The 14,779-nt window shown below is 63.1% G+C and carries 14 protein-coding genes; 7 read left to right on the forward strand and 7 right to left on the reverse strand.

All coding sequences use genetic code 11. From position 1 onward, the window contains the following. Window positions 1-455: 455 nt before the first annotated feature. Window positions 456-758 carry a DUF4193 domain-containing protein gene (locus D6T63_RS16875; protein ID WP_120150248.1) on the forward strand — a complete coding sequence of 101 codons (303 nt, stop codon included), beginning with the start codon at window positions 456-458 and terminating at the stop codon, window positions 756-758. Between the two features lie 215 nt (window positions 759-973). Here the strand turns inward: D6T63_RS16875 and D6T63_RS16880 are convergent, their stop codons facing one another. The 4 genes from D6T63_RS16880 to D6T63_RS16895 form a co-directional block, all read right to left on the reverse strand. Continuing rightward, window positions 974-2,647, reverse strand: a complete 1,674-nt coding sequence (locus D6T63_RS16880) for an amidohydrolase (protein WP_120150250.1) — start codon at window positions 2,645-2,647, stop codon at window positions 974-976. A 17-nt stretch (window positions 2,648-2,664) separates the two neighbouring features. After that, window positions 2,665-3,906, reverse strand: coding sequence for an MFS transporter (locus D6T63_RS16885; protein WP_182977078.1), 1,242 nt, complete (start codon window positions 3,904-3,906; stop codon window positions 2,665-2,667). Between the two features lie 105 nt (window positions 3,907-4,011). After that, window positions 4,012-4,629: a TetR/AcrR family transcriptional regulator gene (locus tag D6T63_RS16890; RefSeq protein ID WP_120150260.1), complete on the reverse strand. Its 618-nt coding sequence runs from the start codon at window positions 4,627-4,629 to the stop codon at window positions 4,012-4,014. Window positions 4,630-4,704: 75 nt separating this feature from the next. Further along, on the reverse strand, window positions 4,705-5,070 hold the full coding sequence (locus D6T63_RS16895; protein ID WP_120150262.1) for a TetR/AcrR family transcriptional regulator C-terminal domain-containing protein: 366 nt from the start codon (window positions 5,068-5,070) through the stop codon (window positions 4,705-4,707). 214 nt (window positions 5,071-5,284) lie between these two features. Here D6T63_RS16895 and D6T63_RS16900 point away from each other — a divergent pair, with 214 nt between their 5' ends. The 4 genes from D6T63_RS16900 to D6T63_RS16915 all read left to right on the forward strand — a co-directional run bounded on the left by D6T63_RS16900 (window position 5,285) and on the right by D6T63_RS16915 (window position 11,471). Further along, window positions 5,285-6,679: a flavin monoamine oxidase family protein gene (locus D6T63_RS16900; protein ID WP_120150345.1), complete on the forward strand. Its 1,395-nt coding sequence runs from the start codon at window positions 5,285-5,287 to the stop codon at window positions 6,677-6,679. Window positions 6,680-6,793: 114 nt separating this feature from the next. Then, entirely contained in the window at window positions 6,794-8,344 is a 1,551-nt protein-coding gene (locus D6T63_RS16905) for an APC family permease (protein WP_120150264.1), read from the forward strand. Window positions 8,345-8,607: 263 nt separating this feature from the next. After that, complete coding sequence (locus D6T63_RS16910; RefSeq protein WP_235830830.1) at window positions 8,608-9,717, forward strand: agmatine deiminase family protein; 1,110 nt, start codon at window positions 8,608-8,610, stop codon at window positions 9,715-9,717. After that, window positions 9,717-11,471: an amidase gene (locus D6T63_RS16915; RefSeq protein WP_182977079.1), complete on the forward strand. Its 1,755-nt coding sequence runs from the start codon at window positions 9,717-9,719 to the stop codon at window positions 11,469-11,471. Before D6T63_RS16910 ends, D6T63_RS16915 begins: the two co-directional genes overlap by 1 nt. 82 nt (window positions 11,472-11,553) lie before the next feature. Here the strand turns inward: D6T63_RS16915 and D6T63_RS20055 are convergent, their stop codons facing one another. Further along, window positions 11,554-11,676 carry a hypothetical protein gene (locus D6T63_RS20055; RefSeq protein ID WP_268878032.1) on the reverse strand — a complete coding sequence of 41 codons (123 nt, stop codon included), beginning with the start codon at window positions 11,674-11,676 and terminating at the stop codon, window positions 11,554-11,556. Between the two features lie 249 nt (window positions 11,677-11,925). Here D6T63_RS20055 and D6T63_RS16925 point away from each other — a divergent pair, with 249 nt between their 5' ends. Both D6T63_RS16925 and D6T63_RS16930 read left to right on the forward strand, forming a co-directional pair. Continuing rightward, a complete protein-coding gene (locus D6T63_RS16925) occupies window positions 11,926-12,339 on the forward strand; it encodes a VOC family protein (protein WP_120150269.1) in 414 nt (137 codons plus the stop codon). 164 nt (window positions 12,340-12,503) lie between these two features. Continuing rightward, entirely contained in the window at window positions 12,504-13,193 is a 690-nt protein-coding gene (locus tag D6T63_RS16930; protein WP_120150271.1) for a Type 1 glutamine amidotransferase-like domain-containing protein, read from the forward strand. Between the two features lie 92 nt (window positions 13,194-13,285). Here the strand turns inward: D6T63_RS16930 and D6T63_RS16935 are convergent, their stop codons facing one another. Together D6T63_RS16935 and D6T63_RS16940 are read right to left on the reverse strand one after the other, a co-directional pair. Next, a complete protein-coding gene (locus D6T63_RS16935; RefSeq protein ID WP_120150273.1) occupies window positions 13,286-13,705 on the reverse strand; it encodes a toxin-antitoxin system YwqK family antitoxin in 420 nt (139 codons plus the stop codon). 448 nt (window positions 13,706-14,153) lie between these two features. After that, complete coding sequence (locus D6T63_RS16940) at window positions 14,154-14,714, reverse strand: dihydrofolate reductase family protein (RefSeq protein ID WP_120150274.1); 561 nt, start codon at window positions 14,712-14,714, stop codon at window positions 14,154-14,156. Window positions 14,715-14,779: the final 65 nt, after the last annotated feature.

Below are 14,779 nucleotides of genomic sequence, written 5' to 3' on the forward strand. Positions count from 1 at the left end.
TGTTCCCGGAGTGTTGTACTGCAGGTTCCGTGACGAGAAGCCGGTCCAATCACGGAACTCACTTCGAAGGTCGGATGCCAGCAGGGCGACGACCTTACTCCCCCATCCGTCCTCCTCCTGACGCGCAAGCACGTCTCGACCAATACCTCAGTACAGCTCGATCAGCTGCCTAGTGACTGTTCGCTGGGCGCTGTGGCGGGCACTACGTACGCGATCTTTCAGCACCAACACCACCGGCCGCCGAGTCATGAGGCGCCATCGGAACCTTCACCAACAGCACGGTGGCTGTATGCGCGAGATCAATGAGTCGTGTTCTTCATGCCGGTTCGAACAACGTCCCTGCCCACCCTGTCCGAATAGTCCAGGAATCGGCTGCCGGCGCAACGGAACTGAACCACCTCGTGGACGCATGTAACCTATTGCGACACCCCCTCAATGATTGGACTGAGACACTCATGGCAACCGACTACGACGAGCCCCGCGTTCGCCCGGAAGACCAGCCCGCCAACGAGTCGCTCGAGGCGATCCAAGCCCAGCGCAGCAGCACCACGCAAACCTCCGTCATCGACGTCGAGGACAGCGACACCGCCGAGGGCTTCGACCTGCCCGGCGCGATCCTTGAAGAAGAACTCCTGGTCCAGGTCGTCCCCGTCCAGGAAGACGAGTTCACCTGCATGTCATGCTTCCTCGTCCACCACCGAACTCAGCTTGCCCGTGAGAAAAACGGCGACAAGTACTGCGCCGAGTGCGAGGGATGACAGTCGACGAGCCGGTACGTCCCTGATGGACGCGCGGAACCACCCGACCGTCCGCCGCGGCACGCGCTACTTCCGCAGCAAGTAGAACTATCGGGCTCCCCGTAAAGGGAACTGCCTCCTCGGCGCAGTCGCCTGCTTCGCCGGCGCCGGACCCTCCCCCTGGCTCAGGGAATAGATGGTCAGGTTGACATAAGGCTCTTGCACACTCCCCCAAATCAGGAATTAACGGTGCGAGCGTCCGTGGTGTTGATCTCTTCATATCCGTTGTGTGCGTCGAACCGGACCTGTCCGTCAGTCACCACCAGAACCGGGCTGTTATGGAGCAGAGCCTCAGGATGATCCTCGAAGGGGTTGCTTTCGAGTACTGCAAAGTCAGCGAAGAATCCGGGTGCGAGGCTTCCCTCCTCGCCTTCGGCTCTGCATGAGTATGCTGCGTCTTTCGTGGCGTGCTGCAACGCAGCCTGCAGGCTGAGCGCGTATTTGGGTACGTTCGCCGGGAGGTTCGGGTCCAGTGCCGATTTTCTTGTGGTCGCGATGAACATGTTGGGCAGTGGTGCATGCGGTGCAGTGGGCGCATCGGTGCTCAGCGCGAGAGTGGCTCCGGCGTCGACAAATTCGGTCCAGGGGTAGGCCCGCTCAGTACGTTCGTCTCCCAGCACCGCCCTCCAGTTCTCCTGAATGGCGGGGTCTGCGTGGACAGGCTGCATGGAAGCGACGACGTTCAAAGCGGCAAGGCGGCGAACGTTGTCCTGCGTCACGGTCTCGAGGTGCTCGATGCGGTGGCGGCGCTCAAGGTGACCGTTCTGTTCGTACGCGGCCTCGAGGGCATCCAGTGCAATGTCCGATGCTTCGTCGCCGATCGCGTGAATGGCTATTTGCAGTCCCGCAGCATCCGCAGCGGCAACCACTGGAATGAGGGCGTCCCGATCCCAGATGGGTTCTCCCAGGGTCCCGTCGACGTAGGGCTCCTTCATCGCAGCGGTACAGCTGTCGATCACACCATCCAGGACGAGTTTGATACCGACCATCCTCACCGAGGTCCCGCGGGTGGATTCCGCGAGCTCGGCGGCTTTGGCGACTTGTCGAAGGTTCTCTTCAAGCGTCGAGCGGCGGTGGATGAACCAGTGTCCTTTGATGCGCAGTGGAAGGTGTCCGCCATGCCGTTCCTCAGCCCGTTGAAAAGCATCGAGGTCGTCCTGGCCGACAGCCATGTCCACGACGCTCGTCACACCGCTGGCGACATAGTGGCTCATGGCACTTTCCAGCCACGAGTCCCTATCAGCATCTGTAGCCTGACGGGCAAGCGCTGGCCAGACGATCTGTTGAGCTGCCGTTTCGAGGATCATGCCTGTTGCGGCCCCCGTCGCCGGGTCTCGAGCGATGGTTCCGCCGATCGGATCCTCGGTGTCTTCGGTGATTCCCAGTTCCGCGAGCGCGGCTGTATTGACCCAGACCGAGTGAAGATCGTTCGCGTCGAGATAGACGGGGATATCACTGACTGCAGCATCAAGAAGATCCCTGTGCGGCCCCTCGGCGCCAGTCGCACTGTAGAGCCAGCCGGAGCCGAGGATTCGCTGTGCGCCCGGATCTGCTTCGCGCGCCGCCCGGAGTGCGGCCTGGATCTCTTCCGGCGTCCTGGCCTCACGCAGTTGGACCTTCTGTAGTGACTGTCCGAGCATCAGCAGATGCGTGTGGGAGTCGATGAAGCCGGGGAGAACGAAGCGGCCGCCAAGGTCGATTGTCCGATCCGACGAGGCTGGGTGGTCCGACGTCGTCGATGCGAGGCTGACCGCTGTGATCACCTGTCCGCTGACAGCGATGGAGCCCTCGACCGGCCCTTCATGAGTGAAGAGGATGGCGTTGGTGTAGGTGGTACTGGTGGGGGTCATTGAGTCGATACCGGCTTTCAAACGATGGCAGCGTGGGGGAATTCGGCGCCCGGGGTCGTGTCCTGTGCCTGATCGGCTTCCTGCTGGTGGGAGAACCTCGAGATGAACAGCAGCGGGACCAGCACGATGAGCGTGATCGCGCCCAGGATGATGCCGAGGTTGGCGAAGCCGACCATCTCGGATACCGCGGTCCCGAACAGGGGGGCGAAGGATGAGCCCACGAGGTAGACACCGAGGATCGGTGCAGACCATTTACCTGTGGCATCAAGAGCTGCGGCGATCGCGACAATGTAAAGGAATGCCACCATGTAGACGGTGTTCCACACGATGATGACCACCAGATAGAGGCCCGGGTCCGTGACGAACCCCGACGTAATCTTCAGAATCGCCCCAACAAGCAGCGCGGTCACAAGTGGCACAGTCCGGCCGAGCTTCTTACCGAACAGGCTGACGGCGGCGGAGGCGACAAGCCCGCCGGCGGTGGACAGACTCAGGACCAGGGCCATCCCGGCTTCATCGAGGCTCGCCTGCTGCTCCCCCATGACCGCGGCGACGGCCCACAGCGAGTCCTCCCCCAACGCCCACAGGGCAAAGCATGCCAGGACACCGAACCCGGCGATCCTCGTGGAGCGCGAGGTCCGGGCGCGTGACCTCTCGATGTTCGGTGCACCGCCGGTTTCCCCCTTGGGGCGGTCGGGCATCCAACCTGTCGTGAACAGGGCTGCCAGTGCCAGGGCGGCGAGGATGCCGAAAGCGCTGCCCATGCCGATGCCGATCAGCGGAATGATGAACAGGACGACGGCGACAATGGCGCGGTTGGTGAATCCGCTGATGCCCGAGGCGCGGTCAGGGTCCCGCAGTGCTGCCAGGGCTGCGCCCCCGGCTGCTACCGCCCCTCCACTTCCCAGGCCGGCGATGATGATGCCGATCGCGGCGATCGTTGGATCCGCGATGACTGCAGCCGCTCCGAAACCTGAGGCAGTGAGTGCCAGTCCGATGCGCGCAACCTTGTACCGACCGCTTCCCGTTGTCCACCGGGCCGTAGCCAGACATGTCATCGCAGAGAGCAGTAGGCAGGCCGTCATCAGCGTGCCGGCACCGGTTGCGCTGTAGCCGAGATCGGTGAGGGCAAGGATCATCACTGGAACAAGGTTCGCGGTCATGAACCCGACGACGGTGATACCGAAAGTGGAGACTGCCCGTGTTGCCGTCAGGGGCACACGAACCAGGGAATCATGGGAAGGAGCGGGCAGAGTCAAGGTGCGATCCGTTCACTGAAGGAGTGATCGCCGTCACCACATATGAACGGCGTTCATTTAGTATGAGGACCGATCTACTGTGCTGCAAGGGTTTTTGAAAGCCTTTCAGTAAATTCTATGTTTCGTCCTCATGGCGATGCCGGCAAGGAGCGCATCAACTCCGAAGTCGAAGGCGCGGTTCACGCGCTCTCCCGTTGGTCCCGCTTCCTGAAGGGCGCGTCGAAGAGTCGGATGGTGTTCGGTGGAAACATCCCACACCTCGTCAGGCGCCGTGCTTTCCAGGGCCGACCCCAGGGCGAAGTAGTCGATGAGGGAGATCGCGGACATCAGATCCTGCTGTGGCAGTCCGGACCGTTCAAGCGCGGCGGCCAGATCCTCGTACATCTGCAGCACCGCTTCTGCCCGCACTGTCTGCGACATCAGCAGCGGCACGAGGTTGGGATGCTGGGCGAAGCAGTCGTGGTAGGAACGGATGAGCCGACGTACGGTCTGCTCCCAGCTCTCATCGTCGTCCTGCATCACTCTTCTGTCTGCGAAGATCCTCGCGCGCAGGAGTTCGATGATGTGCTCGCGGCTTTCGATCCGGTTGTAGAGCGATGACTGACTTACCCCGAGCTCAGCAGCGATTCTGGGGAAGCTGAAGTTGCCGGTGCGGTCCACCTGGGCGAGGGCCGATTCGACAATGAGTTCGACGGACAGCAAGGCAGAGCGGGGTCGGGGCATGAACCCATCTTTCCTGATCTGATCCACCAGGAGTCGTGCGCCGTCGTTGAGCCCGCACCTTGGGCAGGGCGTCCGTCATTCACGCACCCCGATCTGATCCCGTAACCCGCTGATCATTGCGGTCAGCCCTCCCTCGAAGGCAGTGTCAGCTCGGCTTTCATCCGGGCCGGGGGGTCTGCTGCTGACAACCGCGGCAGTGAAGGTCGGGAACTCCCCGGCAAGGCTGCCGGAGTCGAAGATGTTCTCCGGCGCAGACACATCCAGCGCCGAGCCGTAAATGAAGGATTCGATGGCCACGATGCCGGGAACGACTCGCTCCGGGGGCCAGCCGCCATTGATGAGGCCGACGGCAACCTGCTCGTACATCCTTAAGGTATCCGGCGCTCCGCCGACCGGCATGACCGCGATGATCGGGATCAGCGGTGCGTGCAGGGCGAAGATGTCACGGTAGGTCGAGGTTCGACCGCGTGATGAGGTCCCGGGTCAGAACCTTCCTTGGCGGTCTCCCCGCCCGGCGGGGCGTGCCCTGTGATGACACGGCAGTGCGCTCGGACGAACCCATCTGGGGTTGTGCAAAATCAGCCACGTCCTCTACAGTGATCCAAAATAAATGAACGTCATTCATTTTGTGGCGTCGATCATCCTGGAAGGCACCATGCGCACCATTGACAGCGATGTCGTCATCGTCGGAGCAGGACCCTGCGGTTTGATGACCGCCAGAGAGCTTCGCCGGGCAGGACACTCCGTGACCGTCCTGGAAGCCCGTGACAGGGTCGGCGGCCGCACCCACACCGACATCATCGACGGCGCCATGCTCGAGGTCGGCGGGCAATGGGTGTCCCCGGACCAGACCGCTTTGATCGCGCTGCTGGACGAGCTCGGACTCGGAACATACTCGCGATACCGGGACGGGGAATCGCTGTACATCGGCTCCACGGGCGAAGCCACCCGCTACACCGGAGACATGTTCCCGGCGCTTCCGGAGACACAATCGGAGATCGAGCGCCTGATCGGAATCCTCGATGACCTTGCCGGCCGGATGAACCCCGCAGCCCCCTGGGAGCACCCCCAGGCCCGCGAGCTGGACACCATCTCCTTCCACCACTGGCTCCGGCAACAGTCCACCGACGAGGAGGCCTGCAACAACATCGGCCTCTTCATTGCCGGAGGAATGCTGACCAAACCCGCCCATGCCTTCTCCGCCCTGCAAGCCGTCCTCATGGCAGCCTCGGCAGGATCGTTCTCACACCTCGTCGACGAGGACTTCATCCTCGACAAGCGCGTGATCGGCGGTATGCAGTCCGTCTCCCAACGCATGGCCGCAGACCTCGGCGACTCCGTCGTCCTGAACAGTCCCGTCCGCACGCTGCGCCACTCCTTGAACGACGACGGCGCCACCAGGGTCGAAGCGATCACCGACGACGTCACCGTCAACGCCCGCTACGCCGTCGTCGCCGTTCCGCCGAACCTCTACTCGCGCATCAGCTACGAGCCGGCCCTTCCCCGCCGGCAACACCAGATGCACCAGCACCAGTCCCTGGGTCTGGTCATCAAGGTCCATGCCGTCTACGCCACCCCGTTCTGGCGCGACCACGGGCTCAACGGCACGGGCTTCAGTGCCGGCTCCATCGTGCAGGAGGTGTACGACAACACCAACCACGACGACCCACGCGGAACACTCGTCGGTTTCATATCCGACGAGAAAGCCGACGCCATGTTCGACCTCGAACCGGCGACCCGACGCCAGCGCATCCTCGAATCCATTGCGGAGTTCTTCGGCCCCGCAGCGCTCGACCCTGAGGTGTACTACGAGTCCGACTGGGCCTCCGAGGAATGGACCCGAGGCGCTTATGCCGCCAGCTACGACCTCGGCGGACTGCACCGCTACGCCCGCCACCAGCTGACCCCCGTCGGTCCGATCTACTGGGCCAGCTCCGACCTCGCCGCAGAGGGCTACCAGCACGTCGACGGCGCCATTCGCATGGGCCAGCTCACTGCTGGACGGATCGCCGAAGCACTCTCCTCCCAAACAGTCGGCACACACGCCTGACTGAACGATCCTGCTGATGGCGGAGCACAACCGTGCCCGTCATCGAGATACCAGGTCATCACACTCCATGCACGGGTCAACGACGACCCCTTGCCCAGTCAGAAAAGGCGCACCATGAACAGATCAGTCAGCGGAGCGACCAGCACCGTACGCACACTCCAGGACACGCCATCCCTGTCACCGAAGGGGCTGGCACGGGGACAGCTCGGTCTGCTCGCCATCGTCGTCATCGGTATCAGCACGATCGCCCCCGCCTACGTCCTCACCAGTACCCTGGGCCTCACAGTGGCAGAGATCGGCGTCTACCTCCCCGCGATCTTCATCGTCGGGTTCATCCCCATGTTCCTGGTCGCGCTCGCCTACAAAGAGCTCAACGCCGATTCCCCGGACAGCGGCACCACCTTCACCTGGGTTACCAAGGCTTTCGGACCGTTCATCGGCTGGATGGGGGGCTGGGGCTTGCTCGCAGCCAACATCATCGTGCTCTCCAACCTCGCCGGCGTCGCCGTCGATTTCTTCTACCTGTTCCTGGCACAACTCACCGGCAACGACTCCCTCGCCGACCTGACGACGAACAAGGCCATCAACATCGTCACGTGCCTGACCTTCATGGCCCTCGCCGTCTGGGTGTCCTGCCGTGGCATCCGCACCACCAAGTCCGTGCAGTACGTCCTCGTCGGATTCCAGCTCCTCGTCCTGGCCTGGTACACCATCCAGGCCTTCAGCCGCATCGCGGCCGGTAACGCCTCCGGCCTGGCCTTCAGCTGGGAATGGTTCAACCCGTTCGGCATCGAGAGCTTCTCGGCCTTCGCCGCCGGACTGTCCCTGTCGATCTTCGCGTTCTGGGGGTGGGACGTCTGCCTGACCGTGAGCGAGGAAGCAAAGAACGGCCGCCGCACCTCAGGTCTCGCAGCGACGATAGCCGCGGCAGTCATCCTCGCGATCTACCTGATCGGCTCCATCGCCACGATCATGTTCGCCGGCACCGGGGACACAGGCATCGGCCTGAACAACCCGGACAACTCGGAGAACATCTTCACTTCCCTCGCAACACCCGTCATGGGTCCGTTCGCGATCCTCCTGTCGCTGGCCGTTCTCTCGAGCTGCGGCGCGTCCCTGCAGTCGACCTTCGTCTCCCCCGCGCGCACCCTGCTCGCCATGGGCTACTACAAGGCCCTACCAGCCAGGTTCGGATCCGTGAACCCGAACACCAACTCCCCCGTCTACGCCACAATTTTCGCCGGCGTCCTGTCAGGCGGCTTCTACGTCCTGATGCGCATCATCAGCGAGAACGTCCTCAATGACACGATCCAGGCCCTCGGACTGATGATCTGCTTCTACTACGGACTGACCGCGCTGGCCTGCGTCTGGTACTTCAGAGCATCCCTGTTCAGCAGCGTCCGCAATATCCTCTTCCGGTTCGTGGCACCCCTCCTCGGCGGCCTGGGCCTGATCGTCGTCTTCCTGCAGACCGCCATCGACAGTTGGGACCCCGCCTTCGGCAGCGGCTCGGAACTCTTCGGCGTAGGCCTCGTCTTCGTCATCGGGATCGGGATCCTCGTAGCCGGCGCCGTCATCATGCTGATCATCCGAGCCCGCAACCCCGAGTTCTTCAAGGGACAGACGCTTACCGAAGAGTCCTCCGCACTCGTCATCCCCGAGTGACCGCGCTCCGAAGTCACGATCGATAACCGCTGACCGATAACCGCTGACCGCTCGTGCCCGTATGAAAGGGGAACGCCCCGATGACCTCGACCCGCCACCAGACACTTCCACCACTCACTCCCGCCACGACCAGGGATCACAATGCTCACGTAGATCCTTCATGCACACCCCGGTGCGAATACTGCTCAGGACCGGAAACGGACTAAGGGCCTGCAAGGAACCCTCCCAGCCTCGAGCGCACACCACGACGAAAAGAAGATCCCATGAACCCTTCAGAAACCGCTGTGCCCGGCACAGCGACGGACACTGCAACAGACCGGTCTGGGGCACTGGGCGGGACGATTATGCCCGCCGAGTGGGCACCTCACGAACGCACCTGGATGGCCTTCCCGCCCTCCAATGACACCTTCGGGCTCCCTGGAAGTGACACGCTCGCCCGCGCCCGCACAGCCTGGGTCCGCGTCGCCAACACCATCGCACGCTACGAACCCGTCACGGTCATAGCCGACCCGGCAGACCTCGATACCGCCCGAACCATGCTCGGACCGGGCATCACGGTTCACCCCGTGCTGCTCGATGACGCCTGGCTCCGCGACTCAGGACCCTCCTTCATACACAGTGAGGACGGGTCGGTCGAGGCTGTCGACTGGATCTTCAACGGATGGGGCGCCCAGTCCTGGGCCGCGTGGGGCAAGGACGAACAGGTCGGCCGGAAAGTCACCGACCTGGCCGGCGTCTCGGCGACCAGCAGCCCGCTCGCCAACGAAGGCGGCGGCTTCCACATCGACGGCTGCGGTTCCGTCCTGCTCACCGAGACAGTGCAGCTCGACCCCGGACGAAATCCCACCGCCACCAAAGCATCCGTGGAAGCCGAAATACACGCTCGACTCGGAACACATCACGCGATCTGGCTTCCGCGGGGCCTCAGTCGTGACTACGAGGAATTCGGGACGCGCGGACACGTCGACATCGTCGCGAGCTTCACAGCACTCGGCACTGTTCTCCTGCACCGCCAGGACAACCCTGACCACCCCGACTACACCGTCACCCGGCTCCTGCGCTCGACCCTCGAGGCAGCTGTCGACGCGGAGGGACAACCACTGACGATCGTCGACGTGCCGGCCCCCACCGTCATCAGGGAAGAGGGCGAATTCGTCGACTGGTCCTACATCAACCACTACGTCGCCAACGGCGTCGTCGCCCTCTGTGCCTTCGACGACCCCAATGATGCCGTGGCCCAACGGATCCTGCAGGAGGCCTACCCCGACCGCATGGTTGAACTGGTCGACGCCCGCGACATCTTCGCCTTCGGTGGGGGTATTCACTGCATCACCCAGCAGCAGCCCGCTCCACGCGCGAGTACGGTGTCCTGATGTTCGACGTCGTCGAAGCGACCATCGCCGATCTCCGGAACGCGCTCAACACCGGCAGGACGACGAGCGAGGAACTCGTCACCGCCTACCTCCGCCGGATCGAGGCATACGACCTCGGTGGCATCGGGCTGAACTCCCTTGTCGTCATGAACCCCGAGGCCCTGAACGACGCACGTGCTTCCGATAAGCGCAGGACACGCAACGAAACCCTCGGCCCGCTCGACGGTATTCCCTACACCGCGAAGGACAGCTACAAGGTCACAGGACTCACCGTCGCCGCCGGCTCCCCCGCGTTCAAGGACCTGGTGGCACAGCAGGACGCCTTCACCATCGAACGGCTCCGCGCCGGCGGTGCCGTACTCATCGGACTGACGAACATGCCACCCATGGCCAACGGCGGCATGCAACGCGGCGTCTACGGACGCGCCGAAAGCCCCTACAACGCCGACTACCTCACTGCAGCGTTCGCCTCCGGATCCTCCAACGGATCCGGAACTGCCACCGCCGCAAGCTTCGCCGCTTTCGGACTGGCCGAAGAGACCTGGTCATCCGGGCGCGCCCCCGCGTCGAACAACGGGCTGTGCGCCTACACCCCGTCCCGTGGCGTCATCTCCGTGCGCGGCAACTGGCCCCTGGTGCCGACCATGGACGTCGTCGTCCCCCACACCCGCACCATGGCGGACATGCTCGAAGTCCTCGACGTCATCGTCGCCGACGACCCCCAAACGCGTGGCGACTTCTGGCGTGCGCAGCCCTGGATTCCCGTACCTCCCACATCCGAGCTACGCCCCGATAGCTACACCGAGCTCAGCTCGGGAACACCGGACCAGGCACGGCAGGTCCTCGCCGGCAAACGACTCGGCGTCCCTCGCATGTACATCAACGCCGACCCCGAAGCCGGCACCGGGCCCTCCCCCGGCATCGGAGGACCGACGGGCCGACGTATCGAGACACGGGACTCGATCATCCACCTGTGGAAGCAGGCGCGGGCCGACCTCGAGCAAGCTGGCGCCGTAGTCGTCGAGGTCGACTTCCCCGTCGTGTCCAACTACGAAGGCGACCGGCCCGGCGCTTCAACGATCAGCACGAGAGGGCTGGTCAGCCCCGATTACCTGCACAGCGAGACCGTCGACCTCTCGGCATGGGCCTGGCACGACTTCCTGCAGGCCAACGGTGACCCGCACCTCTCAACACTGGCCGATGTCGACGGAAGCCAGATATTCCCCGTGCCCGACGACATTCTTCACGACCGCTACACAGGCTTCGACGACGATATAGCTGAGTACCCCGACTTCATTCGCCGTAACGCAACGGTTGTCCTGACCGACATCCCTCACCTCGAGGAAGGGCTGCACGGTCTCGAGCAGACGAGGCGCACCGACCTCGAACAATGGATGCACCGGCTTGGCCTCGACGCCGTCGTCTTCCCGGCAGCTGCCGACATCGGACCCTCGGACAGCGACTCAAATCCCGCGTCTGCAGACATCGCCTGGCGTAACGGCGTATGGGTCTCCAACGGGAACCTCGTACCCCGACACCTCGGCATACCAACCGTCACCGTGCCCATGGGCATCGCTGCGGACCTGCAGATGCCGGTAGGACTCTCCTTCGCCGGTCCGGCCTACAGCGATACCGAACTGCTGCGCATCAGCGCAGCCTTCGAAGCTACGAGCGAGCCGCGACGTACCGCCCCTCCCCGCACCCCGCGCTTGGCCACCCGACCAGTCAGCGAGAAGCAGGACACCATCAGATAGTTGATTTTCGTCAGCCTATGTTGACGAACGCTGCATGTACGACCCGCTGGCCATGCCTCATCACTTCGAGCATGATGGCGGATCACACTGGCGGTTCCACTCTCGGCTTCCGGCCCTTTGGTGGAGTCACCTGATCGCGCTTGAGGGTTGGATAGATGGTGGTCCTGCTGACTCCGAGGACGTGGCCGATCTGTTCAACGGTCATGTCCTGCTGCTCCTCCATGCGCCGTGGGGCAGTGACCTCGTGAGGACCGAGCCGTGGGCGCCCTCCCGTGCGACCTCGAGCACGGGCTGCTGGAGGCAACGATGGTGTTCGAGAGCCTTGCATAGAGCGCTCTAGCTCATCCCTTAGCGGCAGACCCGCTGAGGGATCATTTCTCGACGACCCCAGCTAGCCTCCTGGCGGTGCGGCAGACGCTAGCCAGGGAATCTTGATCATCGTTAGTCTCGGCCCATGAATGGATACCCTCAGATACTTCACACGGTTCTCGACACTACTGATGTGCGAGGACTGGCGGAGTTCTACCGCCAACTGCTCGGACTCCAGTACCGGCCAGGAGACGAGCCCGCGAGTGAGGGCATGCCCGACGACGTCGATTGGCTCGTTCTCACTGATGCACAGAGCAACCGCAGACTCGCTTTTCAGCGGGTCGATCACCTGAAACGGACCACATGGCCCTTGCCTGATGTGTCGATGCAAATGCACCTCGATCTGACCGTTCCCGACCGGGAGACACTCGAGCATCACCATTCCAGGGCGCTGGCATTAGGGGCAGAGCTCCGATCCGATCGTACGGACGACCTGAACGAGCCGTTGTACGTCTACGCCGATCCGGCCGGTCACCCGTTCTGCATCTTCGTCGCCTGAAGCGCGCATGACGTCCGCTATCCGTTGAAGGATCCCCTCATGAAGTTTCATTTCATGGGAGCTGACACGCGGGACGAGAGATGAAAATGGCACTGTCGCTGCGTCTGCCACGTGGACCAAGTAGGCGAGGGGAACAACGCGCTCGGACAGGAAAGGATTCGACAATGAGGCTGCTGCTGACATCTGGAGGCGTCACCAACGCGACGATCCGCGGGATGTTGGTGGAAATGCTCGGAAAGCCCGTTGAGGAGTGCGATGCCCTTTTCATCCCGACCGCACAATGGGGACAGCCCATGTGTTCCCCGCAGACGGTATGGACCTCGACAGCCGGCCGGGGGCCGAACCAGCAAGGTCTCGTCGACCTGGGCTGGAAGTCGATCGGCGTTCTGGAGCTGACGGTACTGCCAAGCATTGCGCCGAATCGCTGGCTGCCCTGGGTGCGAGAGGCCGACGTTCTACTCGTAGATGGTGGGGAGGCGATCTACCTGGCGCATTGGATGCGACAGTCGGGCCTGGCAGATCTCCTGCCATCGCTCACGGACATCGTCTGGGTCGGCGTGAGCGCCGGCAGCATGGTGATGACCCCGCGAATAGGCCGGCAATTCCTGGAATGGAACCCTCATGGGAGCGACGACGCGATGGGCGTGGTGGATTTTTCCATCTTCCCTCACTTGGACTATCCGGGCTGGTCCTCCAACACCTCCGAGAGCGCGCGTCGGTGGGCTACGGATATTGGTGGACCCGCCTATGCGATCGACGATCAGACGGCGATTACCGTCGTAGACGGCACCGTGAAAATCGTCTCCGAAGGGAACTGGCACCTGTTCAATCACGAGACCGAGCGAAAGCCTTGAGGACTGCGCTGCAGTTCTGACGCCCTTCCACAGGCCCGGGCTGCCTCAGGTCGGAGGCCATGTGCCCGCAGGACGATGGTCTGCCGAGCTTCCTAAGTTGCTGGACCGCGGTGCATCGTCGTGCGCTTTACTGTTCCGTCCGGGTTGTAGTAGGTCCACTGGCCGGTCTTGCTGCCATGGTCGAAGTCACCCTCGTCCATGGTCGCTCCTGCTGCGTTCCACCGCTGCCAGAACCCGTGCTTTTCTCCGTCGATGAAGCCACCTCGTTGCAACAGCCCACCAGTCGCGCGATACCAGGTCGCTGGTCCGGTGAGGCTTCCAGCGGCGTAGTTGCTCACTGACCGCAGTCGCTCGTCTCCGGAGTAATGCATCCATTCGCCGGTTCGCTTGCCTTCGACGTAGGTGCCGACGACTGTACCGCCGTGAGGATCTTCCTCCGCCCAGCGACCGGCGCGGCGCCCCAAGGCATCCTTTTCATTCGGTGCCTCTTCGTTTGGCGCTTCGTTGCTCACATCATGCTCCCAAGCTGAATGAGATCACTACACGCGGTATCGAAGGTTCCCTGGCGTACTGATATCACTCGGTACTCAGTGGTTCCCATTGACCGAGGGTAAGGCCCCTCTCTGCCTGGACCAAGCCGTCCCGGTGTTGGAGCGGCTTACGCACGGGGTGTGGCCTTGGGCGGATTGCTTGGCTGATCCGGCGCAATGACCAAATCACCGTGATGTGGCACATCGATGTTGCAATCGTCGGCGCCGACCCAAACCCTTCCTTGCCTGAAGCGACAACACGAATCTGCACAACTTCCTGTGGGGGCTGGGGTACCCAGCTACTACGGCGGCTCCACCCAGATGCACCTGGGAGCGGGACCGCACCTCGACGAAGTGCGCCAACTCCCGCTCCGCGCCGCGCTCCTCGACGGCAGGACTGTTGAGGTGACAGGACAATCACCTCTCCTCGTTACTGAGTGGGCCGGTATCGCAGGGCTACTGCCCCCGACTGGAACTCGTGGCGGTTCACCAGCTCGAGCTGGACGCGTTCGCGCAGACCGGCCAGCAACGTCGGCCCGTGTCCAGCAAGAACCGGCTGCACAAGAAACTCGTACTCGTCGATCAGCCCCAGATCTACCAACGCCAGAGGGAGCGTCACGCCACCCACCCACAGGTTCTCACCTGGCGCCTGCTTGAGCCGCTCTACCTCTGGCCCCAAGTCGCCTCGCACCAGCTCGGCATTCCAATCAACCCCGCTCAGCGTGCTCGACACGACGTGCTTCCTCGCCCCATCGATGGCCTCGGCGAACGGAATCTCCCACTCACCCATCCACTCAGGCCACGTACCCGTGGCCGGCCGCCGCCACGCCGCCTCCATCATCTCGTAGGTCACCCGACCGAATAACAGAGCGTCAGCTCGCTCCATCTCAGCGGTCCAGTAACGCATCGACTCCACATCAGGAGGGAGCCCTGCCTCATGATGACAGCAGCCATCCAGCGTGACGTTGATCGAGTACCGAAGCTGCATCATCTCGTTGCCCTCCCTGGAAGCGCGCAGCGCGTTTCACCGGACAGTACTCAAACCACAGACAGCGA

Source organism: Arthrobacter cheniae (genome assembly GCF_003602275.1).
Lineage (GTDB): Bacteria > Actinomycetota > Actinomycetes > Actinomycetales > Micrococcaceae > Arthrobacter_D > Arthrobacter_D cheniae.

What these genes read in the sequence shown, in the direction of transcription:
- D6T63_RS20055 (WP_268878032.1), bottom strand. Translation starts at nt 11,676, where the DNA reads ATGACCGTTGAACAGATCGGCCACGTCCTCGGAGTCAGCAGGACCACC.
- D6T63_RS16905 (WP_120150264.1), top strand. Translation starts at nt 6,794, where the DNA reads ATGAACAGATCAGTCAGCGGAGCGACCAGCACCGTACGCACACTCCAG.
- D6T63_RS16915 (WP_182977079.1), top strand. Translation starts at nt 9,717, where the DNA reads ATGTTCGACGTCGTCGAAGCGACCATCGCCGATCTCCGGAACGCGCTC.
- D6T63_RS16910 (WP_235830830.1), top strand. Translation starts at nt 8,608, where the DNA reads ATGAACCCTTCAGAAACCGCTGTGCCCGGCACAGCGACGGACACTGCA.
- D6T63_RS16875 (WP_120150248.1), top strand. Translation starts at nt 456, where the DNA reads ATGGCAACCGACTACGACGAGCCCCGCGTTCGCCCGGAAGACCAGCCC.
- D6T63_RS16890 (WP_120150260.1), bottom strand. Translation starts at nt 4,629, where the DNA reads ATGCCCCGACCCCGCTCTGCCTTGCTGTCCGTCGAACTCATTGTCGAA.
- D6T63_RS16880 (WP_120150250.1), bottom strand. Translation starts at nt 2,647, where the DNA reads ATGACCCCCACCAGTACCACCTACACCAACGCCATCCTCTTCACTCAT.
- D6T63_RS16900 (WP_120150345.1), top strand. Translation starts at nt 5,285, where the DNA reads ATGCGCACCATTGACAGCGATGTCGTCATCGTCGGAGCAGGACCCTGC.
- D6T63_RS16925 (WP_120150269.1), top strand. Translation starts at nt 11,926, where the DNA reads ATGAATGGATACCCTCAGATACTTCACACGGTTCTCGACACTACTGAT.
- D6T63_RS16940 (WP_120150274.1), bottom strand. Translation starts at nt 14,714, where the DNA reads ATGATGCAGCTTCGGTACTCGATCAACGTCACGCTGGATGGCTGCTGT.
- D6T63_RS16930 (WP_120150271.1), top strand. Translation starts at nt 12,504, where the DNA reads ATGAGGCTGCTGCTGACATCTGGAGGCGTCACCAACGCGACGATCCGC.